The organism is Paraglaciecola sp. (genome assembly GCF_051252315.1).
GTDB lineage: Bacteria > Pseudomonadota > Gammaproteobacteria > Enterobacterales > Alteromonadaceae > Paraglaciecola.
In genome coordinates this window covers 24,402-36,599 of the sequence record NZ_JBPOFP010000011.1, presented here as the reverse complement: position 1 = coordinate 36,599, position 12,198 = coordinate 24,402, and the positions used below count along the sequence as shown (strand labels likewise).

At 41.1% G+C, this 12,198-nt stretch carries 10 protein-coding genes; 9 read left to right on the top strand and 1 reads right to left on the bottom strand.

Annotated elements, in window-relative coordinates; translation table 11 throughout:
- Positions 1-80: 80 nt before the first annotated feature.
- The gene (gene mutH, locus ACSHXM_RS03655) at positions 81-764 is read right to left on the bottom strand and encodes a DNA mismatch repair endonuclease MutH (protein WP_435687369.1); all 684 of its coding nucleotides are present in this window, start codon (positions 762-764) and stop codon (positions 81-83) included.
- A gap of 101 nt (positions 765-865) precedes the next feature.
- Between mutH and rppH the strand changes: the two genes are divergently transcribed.
- The 9 genes from rppH to ACSHXM_RS03610 all read left to right on the top strand — a co-directional run bounded on the left by rppH (position 866) and on the right by ACSHXM_RS03610 (position 12,138).
- A complete protein-coding gene (rppH, locus tag ACSHXM_RS03650; protein WP_435687368.1) occupies positions 866-1,396 on the top strand; it encodes an RNA pyrophosphohydrolase in 531 nt (176 codons plus the stop codon).
- Positions 1,397-1,418: 22 nt separating this feature from the next.
- Positions 1,419-3,707, top strand: coding sequence for a phosphoenolpyruvate--protein phosphotransferase (ptsP, locus tag ACSHXM_RS03645; protein ID WP_435687367.1), 2,289 nt, complete (start codon positions 1,419-1,421; stop codon positions 3,705-3,707).
- A 55-nt stretch (positions 3,708-3,762) separates the two neighbouring features.
- Positions 3,763-4,614 carry a thymidylate synthase gene (locus ACSHXM_RS03640; protein WP_435687366.1) on the top strand — a complete coding sequence of 284 codons (852 nt, stop codon included), beginning with the start codon at positions 3,763-3,765 and terminating at the stop codon, positions 4,612-4,614.
- Positions 4,615-4,722: 108 nt separating this feature from the next.
- A complete protein-coding gene (locus tag ACSHXM_RS03635; protein ID WP_435687365.1) occupies positions 4,723-5,472 on the top strand; it encodes a helix-turn-helix domain-containing protein in 750 nt (249 codons plus the stop codon).
- A 216-nt stretch (positions 5,473-5,688) separates the two neighbouring features.
- On the top strand, positions 5,689-6,567 hold the full coding sequence (locus ACSHXM_RS03630; protein ID WP_435687364.1) for an alpha/beta fold hydrolase: 879 nt from the start codon (positions 5,689-5,691) through the stop codon (positions 6,565-6,567).
- 44 nt (positions 6,568-6,611) lie between these two features.
- Positions 6,612-7,481, top strand: coding sequence for a phosphoenolpyruvate hydrolase family protein (locus ACSHXM_RS03625; protein WP_435687363.1), 870 nt, complete (start codon positions 6,612-6,614; stop codon positions 7,479-7,481).
- A 77-nt stretch (positions 7,482-7,558) separates the two neighbouring features.
- Positions 7,559-8,815, top strand: coding sequence for a Tm-1-like ATP-binding domain-containing protein (locus ACSHXM_RS03620; RefSeq protein WP_435687362.1), 1,257 nt, complete (start codon positions 7,559-7,561; stop codon positions 8,813-8,815).
- A 32-nt stretch (positions 8,816-8,847) separates the two neighbouring features.
- Positions 8,848-10,806, top strand: a complete 1,959-nt coding sequence (locus ACSHXM_RS03615; protein ID WP_435687361.1) for an SDR family oxidoreductase — start codon at positions 8,848-8,850, stop codon at positions 10,804-10,806.
- Positions 10,807-10,920: 114 nt separating this feature from the next.
- Positions 10,921-12,138, top strand: coding sequence for an MFS transporter (locus ACSHXM_RS03610; protein WP_435687360.1), 1,218 nt, complete (start codon positions 10,921-10,923; stop codon positions 12,136-12,138).
- Positions 12,139-12,198: the final 60 nt, after the last annotated feature.

Below are 12,198 nucleotides of genomic sequence, written 5' to 3'. Positions count from 1 at the left end.
TGCTCGGTTTTGGTTGATAATCCATTTAGATTTAAAATCAATTTTTGTAGCCTGTTTATTTTTCTCATCATAAGCATACTTTAAGCAAACGCGTTGTTTAATATTTGACGAGTGAATTCTTTTTTTAAGTAAAACCCTCTTGGGCGGGTTTGGATCTTTTGTCCATTCTTACCTATTGCCTCGGTTAGTGCGCTGCCGTCTGCCGCTTTAGGGCGAATTTGTAGATATTGACCTCGGCGGGCGGTGACGTTTTCAATTTCACCTAGGGCGATCATTTCCATTAACTCTTCCCAGTCCATACGAAGCTGGTTGTCTTGTTCGGCACTGGGTGTCCATAAGAACGGTGTGGCGATACGTCTGTCTCTGGGCGGAATGTCTCTTCTACCGTCTATTGGGACCCATAAGACCTGTCGAATTTTATTTCTTATGTTGCTGGTATGCCATTCAATGCCTGCTACATCTAGTAAAGGTGCATAACATACATAGGTGGTTTCTAAAGGTTTGCCATATTCGTCTATGGGGATCGTTTTTAGTTCAATACCAAGTTGGGCAAAATCTTGTTGGGACTTTGATCCTGCGGTTGCACCTAAACAAAGTTCGATGAGTTGCCCTGTCCAGCCTTTTTCCCTTTTAAAGTTATCTGGCGTCTTAATATTATTAATATCGGCAAGTTCACCTAAGGTCACTCCAGCCAACACCTCTGCACGGTTAAGCAGTTGTGGTATGGATTGGGGCTCGGTTTTTGGAAAAATATACTCTTTCATTCTGAATACAACTAGGCCTAATGCTTTTTTATTCCTTTGAATAAGCTGTAGTTTATGGAAGAATGCATGACATTAAAAGAATTGAGTTCTCGGGAGTCTAAGTGATTGATGCCGAAGGATTCCGCGCCAACGTTGGCATAGTAATTTGTAATGAGTTAGGTCAAGTTTTTTGGGCTAGGCGTTATGGACAGCATTCATGGCAGTTCCCGCAAGGGGGAATTGACGAAGGTGAAACTGCAGAACAAACTATGTATCGTGAGCTCCATGAGGAAGTGGGTTTGCGGCCGGAACACGTAAAAATATTGTCAGTGACTAAAAATTGGTTACGATACAAATTGCCTAAACGTCTAGTACGTCAAGGCAGTAACCCTGTTTGTATTGGTCAAAAACAAAAGTGGTTTTTGTTACAATTAACCTGCAAAGAAGATGATGTCGATTTATTACAATCAGGTCACCCTGAGTTTGATAATTGGCGTTGGGTGAGCTTTTGGTACCCAGTTCGTAACGTAGTGTCTTTTAAAAAAGATGTATACCGACGAGTCATGAAAGAATTTGCATCAGTCGCTATGCCAGAAGGTGCGCTACCTTTTCAAGGGCAATCTCATAAGTCAAAACGCCGACGTAAGGCTTAAATACGAAAGGTAAATAAGGATTATGTTAACCACGCTTAAACGCATCGTTCAGGAAGTGAACCAAATCCCCGTTTTGGATGAGGCGTTGAGTTGTCTGGCGCACAGACTGATAGAGGCCTTAAAGGTTGACTCTTGTAGTATTTATCTAGCCGATTATGAACAACAACATTTTATTTTAGCCGCAACCCAAGGTTTAGCATCTGAGGCCGTAGGTCAAGTTTCTATAGGTTTTTCTGAAGGCTTAATTGGGTTAATTGGGCAACGTGAAGAGCCCATAAATATTAGTGACGCACCGAGCCATCCTCGGTTTAAACATTACCCTGAAGTTCGAGAAGATCTTTATCACGCCTTTTTAGGCGCCCCCATCATTCATCAAAGAAAAGTTTTAGGGGTATTAACCCTACAACAACGAGAAAAAAGACGTTTTAGTGAAGATGAAGAGGCATTTTTAGTTACCTTAGCGATGCAACTTGCAGTTGAAATCTCTAACGCTAAAGCCCGTGGTTCTATCAATTCATTAGCTGAAAATGTGCCCAAAGATTGGCAAAAGTCTCTAAGAGGAGTGCCTGGTTCCTCAGGGTTGGCGACAGGTGTTGGTTTTTTACAAAACTTGATGGTGAATATTCATAGTCACGTGCATAAGCGTAGTGACAACACAGAAGAGCAAATTGAAAATTACCGTTTGGCGGTTAAAAAAACGCAGCAGGACATGGCGGTATTGTCTGAGCGTATTCAAGGCGAAGTTCCAGATGATGTGCGAGCGATTTTCCAGCTTTATCATCACTTATTAGATGCGAATAGTCTGGGGAGAGAGGTCGAGAAAAAAATTAAAGGTGGTTGGGATGCGCCAACGTCTTTAAAAATGGTCATTGAAAACTTTATTCGCCAATTTCAATCTATGAATGACACTTATATGCGTGAACGAGCCGTTGACGTTGAAGACATGGGAAACAGAGTTTTAGCCAATATTCTAGGGTTAGGTAATGACGAGGCCACTAAACGTGAACCTTCAGATCATTCCATTTTAATTGCAGAAGAAGTCACTGCCGCCATGTTAGCTGAATTCCCTAGCGAAAAACTGAAAGGCATAGTGTCAATGCGTGGCTCTAACAACTCCCACGCCGCTATTATGGCAAGAGCAATGGGGGTGCCTGCCGTAATGGGACTAACAGACGTACCTATTACCTTACTTGATCAAAAAGACATATTGTTAGACGGGTACACTGGCGATGTCATTGTTTCTCCAAATGTCACAATACGACATGAGTTTGAACAATTAATATTAGAAGAGCAGTTATTATCTGAGAAAATTCACGCTCAAGATAACTTGCCTGCTATGACGAAAGATAAGTGCCAGTTAAACTTATTCGTCAATGCAGGTTTATCACTGGAGTCTGAAAATAATATCAATCCAGATTCAGATGGAGTGGGATTATTCAGAACCGAAATCCCCTTTATGATGCGCCAGCGTTTTCCCACAGAGCAAGAGCAAGCTGACCTATATCGAGAGTTATTAATCGCCGAACCGCATAAACCTTTTACTATGCGTACTTTAGATGTAGGGGGAGATAAACCTTTACCTTATTTTCCGATAACTGAGGAAAATCCGTTTTTAGGTTGGCGTGGCATACGTTTAACGTTAGATCACCCAGAAATATTTTTAGTACAAATACGTGCCATGTTACGGGCCAGTATTGGATTAGATAACCTGAGCATCATGTTGCCTATGATTACGTCTGTCAGTGAGGTGAGTGAAGCAAAACGCCTAATTAGACAGGCTTTCTATGAAGTCGAAGAGGATGCAAAATTGTTAGGGCAGCACTTAAATATGCCTAAAATAGGTGTGATGTTGGAAGTGCCTGCGGTGATTTACCAACTGCCTCAATTGGCTAAGATAGTCGATTTCTTTTCTGTCGGTAGTAACGATTTAACCCAATATCTACTAGCGGTGGATAGAAATAACGCTCGTGTATCTGAGTTATATGATAGTTACCATCCAGCCGTGTTAAGCGCTTTAAATACTATTGCTAAACATGCAGAAATGTTACAAGTGCCCATTACTGTATGTGGTGAATTGGCTGGGGAGCCAGGTGGTGTTGTGCTGCTGATGGCTATGGGTTATCGAAAACTGAGTATGAATAATCACAATTTGCTCAAGGTGAAATGGATTGTACGTAACATCAGTCGCAACGAATCAGAACAATTATTAGCTAAGGTATTAACCTTAAATAATCCGCAAGACGTACGAGATGAAGTAAACTTGTATCTAGAATTATCAGGCTTAGGTGGCCTAGTCAGAGCTGGTATTTAAGTAAAATTCCACTCAATGGTATTTACAAAATCAACATTAAAGAAGTATTCGTAAAATGAGTCAATATATAGAACTGTGCAAAAGAATCATTAATCAAGGAAAGTGGGTTTACAACGAAAGAACCGGTAAACGTTGCTTAACTGTGATTAACGCTGATTTTGTGTATAACGTGGACGAAAATGAGTTTCCGTTAGATACCACCAGAAAAAGTTTTTTCAAAGCCGCCATTGCAGAATTAATCGGTTACCTCAGAGGTTACGATAGTGCCGCTCAATTTAGAGAGATTGGTTGTAATACTTGGAACGCTAATGCCAATGACAATCAAGCCTGGCTAAGTAACCCTGTTCGTAAAGGTGAAGACGATATGGGGCTAGTGTATGGCAAGATGGCCAGAAACTTTCCAAAGCCAGACGGTGGTTCAATCGATCTATTAAAGAAAATCGTAGAGGATTTATCTAATGGTATTGATGATAGAGGAGAGATTTTAACTTTCTATCACCCTGCCGCATTTCATCTAGGTTGTTTGCGCCCTTGTATGTTCCAACATCAGTTTTCCATATTGGATGGCACCTTATATTTAAATAGTTATCAGCGCAGCTGTGATGTGCCTCTAGGCTTAAACTTTAATCAGGTTCAATGTTTTACTCTTTTAGCGTTAATGGCAAGAATAACTGGGCTAAAACCGGGTAAGGTTTTTCATAAAATTGTTAATGCACATATTTATGAAGATCAGCTTGAGTTGATGAAACAAGAACACATCACAAGAGAGCCTTACGCCTCTCCTAGTTTGCAGATTGATCCTAGTATCAAAACCTTGGAAGACATAGAAACTTGGGTGACTTTAGAGCAGTTTTCTGTAGAGAACTACCAACATCACCCTGCGATTAAATATCCGTTCTCTGTTTAGTTTGTTATCACTATGAATTGACGCTGGTACGTTTTTTGTACACCCTAGCAAGCGAAAGGTGATATAAATATTACCTGAGCCAATGGTTGTTTGAGCTGGGGTACATAAATGACAGTAAGTGTCGATCCACGTACAGAAAAATTCATGGAACAGTTGCGTGATCACGGCAATATAGAAACCTTGTTCGATATTTTGCCTGATATCTATTTTTACATTAAAGATAAAAATTGCCAATTTGTACTCTGCAATGAGGCGACTTCTCGGCTTTTTAACTTAAGCAACAAATCAGACGTTATTGGTAAAACGGAATATGAATTCTTTCCAAAAAAAGTGGCCGATGCGATACGCCACGACGACTTTAGAATTATTCATCACGCTGAATCGATAGTAAATCGTACTGAGCTGATCGTGAACGAACTCGGCAATATTATTTGGGTTACTACAAGCAAGTTACCTGTCTTTAATCATCAAGGTGAAGTGCATGGCGTAATGGGTACCTCACGTGTTATGGGTGAGTCTGAAAGCCTACCAGAAGATTACCAACCATTTTCTAAAGCTATCAAACACATACAGGATAATTATCATACTGTGATTGATGTGACTGAACTTGCTGATATGTGCTTTCTATCTAGTAGTCAATTTCGCAGCCGTTTTAGAGCTGTATTTACTATGCCTCCGCAAAAATTTATTTTAAAAGTCAGGATCCAAGCGGCTTGTCATTTACTAAAAACCACAGACAAAGGTTTAACGGATATTGCCATGCGCTGTGGATTTTGTGACCAAAGTTATTTCACTCGACAATTCCGAGCTTCTTTAGATATTTCACCTAAAAAGTATAGAGAACGCTGGCATTTTTAAATTTAATAATAGACTTAGCTAAAATCACTGCAATTAGCTTACCCAGTTCATTAATACTTTTCTTCCCTCTAAAATTAACGTTTGGTCGCTTTCTCTATGGCTAAGTAAATCCAGGTATAAGCGAAATGTTATAAAAATCAGTCAATATGTAAAAGACCTACTCGCGCTCTTCACTTATCTTTGTAATACATTCATTAGTGAATTAGATGGTTACACATGGCGTTCTTTCAGTTCAAAGATCAGTACATTGCTTATCAGTTAAATGAAAGTGATAAACAGGGATCCGTAGATAAAGGTGATGAGGCAGAAACATTAGTGTTTTTGCATGGATTAGGCGCAGATAGGCGTCAATCTGAACAATCAGTGAGTGGATTAAGTTACCGTCGAATACTGACCTTAGATATGCCAGGCCATGGCCAAACAATCATCAATTCATCAGAAAATATCAAACATTGGTTTAGTTTTGAAACCTTCAGCGATATTGTCTTGGCCTTACTTGACCACCTTGGTATCCAAAGAGCCATCTTTGGGGGCATTTCCATGGGGGCAGGTATTAGCATTCAAGCAGCGTTAAAAAAACCTGAGTGTGTTGCAGGATTGATTTTAGTTCGCCCGGCTTGGTTAGACAGTGCTGCGGTGCCAAATTTGTTAGTTGTAAAAAATATTGGTGAAGACCTTCAATATGCTGGATTTCAAAGAGCTAGGGAGCATTTGTTAAGTCAATTGTGGTTTCAAAAATTAGAATTTGATAACCCAGCAAGCGCTCAGTCGATCAAAGGACTCTTTACACGTGCTCAAGCAATATCCGCAGCACCGGTATTAAATAACTTAGTTAACGACGCTCCTTTTAAACATGTCTCTCAATTAAAACAAATAAAGCAGCCCACGATCGTTTTTGGTAATGAAGAAGATCCATTACATCCAACTAGAATTGCAGAAAAAATTGCAGATGTGATCCCTAACGCGGGCTATCAAAAATTACCTTCTCGCTATCACCGACCTAAAGAACATCAGCGCCAATTAACACAGTTAATACATGAATTTCTTTCGGCCGATTCCAGCCAGTGCCGCAAGCTCGAGCTGGGAACCGTATAAAAAATTTTGCACCACCAGACTGAACTTAGCACGAGGCTTTTAAAATGATTACTAATCGAATTTCGACAAATGAAATTTTACAAAAACTAAGAAAAAAAGTGACTGATTGCCAGCCAATAATGATTGCCAGTGCAGGCAGTGGTTTAGTCGCCAGTTTGTTGGAAAAGTCTGGCGTTGATTGTATTAACACATTCTCAGGTGCCAGACTCAGAGCAAATGGAATGGGCACTATGTCTATGATGTGGCCAATACTCGACTCAAATCAACAGACCCTAAATTATACCCGAGAAGATATTATGCCTGCACTGCAGGGAGAGTCTTTTGTATGTGCCTGTTTAAATGCAAATGACCCGCTTAAAGACATGCGCATGGTGTTGGAAGACTGTCAGAGAATGGGAGTGAATTCAGTATCTAACATTGGGCCTTCTATTAGTTATGTAGATAAAGATAGTGAGATTTTTAAGGTACTCACAAGTGCCGGTATTACCCTACAAAACGAAATAGACATGTTGATCTTGGCTAAAGAGATGGACATGGTCACTATTGGTTTAGCCTTTACCCCAGAAGATGCTAATGAGATAGCTGAACAAGCGAAGCCTGACATTTTTTGTTATCACGCCGGTACCACTAAAGGCGGGATCAGTGGTTATGATAATGGCTGCACTATTGAGCAAACGGCTGCTGAAACAGAAGAGGTTTACGCTGCAGTTCGCAAGCTTCATCCTGAGGTTATTTTAGTGGGGCATGGCGCGGCTATGGAAACCCCGAGTGATGCCCAATATATGCTCGATCATACATCTGGTCACGGTTTTTGGACCGGGTCTTCAACTGAGCGTCTACCTATCGAACGAGCGGTATCTGCTGCTGCAAATGAATTTACTGCTTTGAATTTTTCTCACAAAAACAATAGCTAAAACACATGTTTGTTAAAGATATTCCAGCAGGTTTATCAACAACTAGTCAATGAGATAACTATAAAGAGAATTCGGCAATGAAGACCCAAAATAGTAGTGCAGAAACTTTAAGCCCTAAAAAAACCGTAGTTGTCTTAGCGACTATGGATACGAAAGGAGCCGAGTGTGATTTCTTACGAGAAGAAGTACAAGCTCTCGGCGGAAAGGCGTTATTAATTGATATTAGCTTAGTCGGTATTACTGATATTGAGGTTGATATTCATAAAGACGAAGTGGCTTTAGAAGGCGGTAGTTCTCTGGCCGCTTTATTAGAGCACCCATCTCGTCAAGAAGCTTCCAAGGTGATGGTGAAAGGCGCGATAAAGTTAGTTAATCAGCTTATTCATGAACAGAAAATAGATGCGTTAGTTAGCCTAGGCGGAACCCAAGGGACCAACAATGGTTGTATGGTGATGCAAGCGTTACCTTATGCGTTTCCCAAAATCATGATTTCAACTATGGCTTCTGGAGATACGTCAGCGTTTGTCGGGATTAAAGACATCACCATGATGTTTTCGGTAAGTGATATTTTGGGGCTAAATCCGTTTTTTCGACGAGTTTTATCTAATGCAGCTGGAGCTGCTTGTGGTATGGCTAATGCCTATCAAAAAGTGGAGTTTACTGAAGGGAAACCCATTGTCGGAATTTCAAATTTGGGTGTGCTTACCCAAGGTACAATGAAGGCCATGGAACTGTTCAAAAAACGAGGCTATGAGCCCATCGTTTTTCATGCCATAGGGGCGGGCAGTCGCGCCATGGAACAAATGATGAAAGACGGCATTATTACCGCTGTTTTTGACTTCGGTTTAGGCGATATTGCAGACGCCCTGTACCACGGAGTGAGGGCTGCAGATGAAGAACGTTTAACCGTCGCTGGGAAATTAGGCCTGCCTCAAGTGGTGGTTCCTGGAGGAATCGATCATCTAGGCATTTTATTGGATGAACCTAATACCGTGCCAGAAGAATATAAAGATCATCTATACAGTTATCACAATCCGGTCATTTTAGTTCCGCGCACCAATGGCGAAGAAGTCACAGCCATTATCAGTGAAATATGTAAACGCCTTACCTATAGCAAAAAGAAAACTGTGTTTATGTTGCCCACTAAAGGCGTAAGTAGTTATTCCGCGGCCAATGGTGACTTATTTGACCCTCAAAGTGATGAAGTGTTAAGGCAGGCAGTAGAAAAATTCCTACCAAAAAATATCGAACTAATAGAAATGAACAATAACGCAGAAGACAGTGTTTTCGTAGAAAAGGCGGTCGACACATTAATCGCTTTGATAGAAGAATAATTTGTATCAATAAATTAGAGAAGTTGAACAATATGAAAAATTTATGGAATGACCAAGAGGCGCGTAAGCTAACAAACGATTTAGATCTGCGTGTGTATACATCACGACTGATTGGCGCTGATACGGCTATGGTATTGCACGGTGGTGGCAACACATCGTTAAAATCAACCGCCACCAACCGTTTTGGTGAAACGCAAAATATTATCTGGGTGAAAGCCAGTGGTTTTGATCTCGCAACTATGGGGGCTGAAGGTTACACCGCGCTAGAAATTGAAAAAGTAATACGTTTAGCTGAACTTAAAACACTCAGTGACGATGACATGGTAAAGGATTTAAAGGTAGCTCGATTAGATCCTAATGCTGCAGGCGCTTCGATTGAGGCTATTGTACATGCGTTGATCCCATTTAAATTCGTCGATCACTCTCACGCAAATGCAGTATTAACGGTTTCTAACTCCCCAGATGGTTTAAATTTATTAAAGAATATTTATGGTGATGACGTACTGTTTTTGCCCTATGTAAAACCGGGGTTTGACCTCGCACTTCAGTTTAAAGAAGCTATTGATAATGGCCAATTTGAAGGCATAAATACGGTGATTCTAGAACATCATGGTGTTTTTACATTTTCTGATGATGCTAAAATTAGCTATGACAATATGGTGGAAGCGGTAGGAAAAGCGGAAACCTTTTTATTAGAACAGTTGGGTGAACCCTGCTTTGAAAATTTGCCAGTTGTCGACCCAATATCTGTGGCTCGATATCGCAAAGCAGCTTCTATTCTTGCTGGCCAAGCGCTGATTTCTAAGCCTGCTGTTAGCATATCGGCAGAAAAAACCAAACGTATTACTGAGCTATTGCGTAATGGAACCCTGACCCCCGAGCATGTTTTACATAACAAACCTTTTCCTGCGTTATTGCATGGTCAAAATCCAGAGTCTGAAATGCTCGCTTTTGATGCTGAGTATCAAGCGTATTTTGAGCGGGCAGACAACAGTGAGTTACAAATGTTAAAAACGCATCCTCATTGGGCCGTTTTTGAAAGTGGCCAAAGTCGTAGTTTTGGGATTAATTTGAAACGTGCAACTATTTCAGCAGATGTTGCAAAGGCTACATTACAAGCCTTGCAATACGCAGATGAAATAGGTGGTTGGCAAGGCTTAACAGAGCAGGACTTGCGCGACATTGAGTATTGGACACTAGAACAAGCAAAATTGAAATCTCAAAAGGCAGGCCCTGAACTGACTGGAAAAATCGCAATTGTCAGCGGCGCAGCGGCTGGCATTGGGTTAGCTTGTGCAAAGCGTTTGTTTGAACAAGGTGCTGTCGTGGTGGGGCTCGACATCAATCCCGACATTCAAAGTGAAATGAACCAAGCTGGCTTCGAAGGTAAAGTCGTAAACTTAACCGATGAAAGTGCAATTAGTCGTGTGTTAGCAGAGGTAGTGGAACAATACGGTGGCATCGATATTTTAGTATCAAACGCTGGGATTTTCCGCACTGGAAAAAACATCGAAGATTTAGATGATGATAATTGGGACAGTACACTAGCCGTAAACTTAAGCTCACATCGGCTACTTCTCAAACAAGCTATTCCTTATTTACGTTACGGGATTGATCCGGCTGTAGTGTTTATGGGGTCAAGAAACGTACCTGCTCCGGGCGCTGGGGCTGCCGCTTATTCGGTTTCTAAAGCTGGGCTCACTCAACTTATGCGGGTTGCTGCTCTGGAGTTGGTTAAAGATGGGATTACCGTCAACGCTATTCATCCAGACGCAGTTTTCGATACCAAGTTGTGGACCCGAGGCGCACTAGAAAAATCCGCTCAGCGTTATGGAATTACGGTGGATGAATATAAAAAACGGAATTTACTGGGTGCAGAAATAACCTCACGTGATGTGGCTTTAGCTGTTTCGGCATTCGTAGATGGCACATTGTCAAAAAGTACCGGTATACAACTTAGTGTTGATGGTGGAAATGACCGGGTGATTTAAAAGTATGTATAAATTTATTCGAAGCGAAATGTTTAATTTAACCTGAGCTCGGGAAAATAAGTGTCGTTTTAAATTTTGCATGACGTGATAACAAATCAAATCGAGGAAGTTGAAATGAAGACAGATAATAGACTTTTTTATGGTAGTTGCTTCGCTCTTATTACCACAGCATTATCGTTTAGTATTAGAGCGGGAATATTAGTACAACTAGGAAGCGAGCTGAGTTTAAGCGCCAGTCAATTAGGTTTTATCAATTCAATGTGGTTTTTAGGGTTTCCTATATCCATGGTGGTGGGTGGTCTCATTTATCATAAAGTGGGTGGCAAGGTGATCATGCAGTTTGCTCTATTTGCCCATGCCGCTGGCATTATTCTTACCATCTTTGCGGGGAGTTATGAAATGTTACTTATTTCTACACTCCTTATTGGTTTGGGAAATGGCTGCACTGAAGCCGCATGTAATCCTATGATTGCCGACATGTATTCAGGAAATGAGGTTAATACTAAGCTTAATCGTTTCCACATGTGGTTTCCTGGTGGCATTGTGATTGGAGCACTTATTTCCAAGTTTATGACTGATGCTGCTATGAGCTGGCAGTCACAAATTTGGGTGATTATGATCCCAACCATTATTTATGCATGGCTGTTTTTTGGCCAATCATGGCCTAAAGCTAAAGTGGAAAAAGCGGCTCAAATCGGTGGGAATCTGTCGGCAATGATGTCCCCTCTATTCATTTTTATGTTTTTCTGCATGGCGCTAACAGCTATTTCAGAGTTTGGTCCTCAGCAGTGGGTGGGAGTCATACTGGCAAAAAGTGGCGCGCATCCAATGCTTATATTAGCTTTAGTCACAGGTTTAATGGCCGTGGCTCGTTACTTCGGTGGTTCGATTGTTGCAAAATTAGATATTACTGGGGTGTTGCTCGGATCAGCAATAATGACAACAATTGGTGTTTTCCTGTTTTCAACACAAACAGGTTCAATGGCTTATGTTGCTGCTATTTTCTTTGCACTGGGTGTCGCTTATTTCTGGCCAAATATGATTGGATTTATCGCAAAATATATTCCTGCTAGTGGCGCTTTAGGCATGTCAGTCGTAGGTGCAGTTGGCATGTTCTCATCTTCCATTTTCCAGCCTATCATCGGAGCATGGATAGATTCTGACAAAGCGGCCGCTAAAGCTCAGGGGTTAACTGGCGATGAGCTAGAGTTGGTTGCCGGCCAAGCTACTCTAGGCACCATGGCCATATTTCCAGCTATCCTGATCATTGCTTTCGCAGTTCTCTTTTTCTGGATGCAATCTAAAAAAACTACTGAGGCTGTTGAAGTGTAGGTAAATTTAAATCTCTGCATATAAGGCGTGTATGTGGAGCTTTGTGTTTAACCGTTTTTT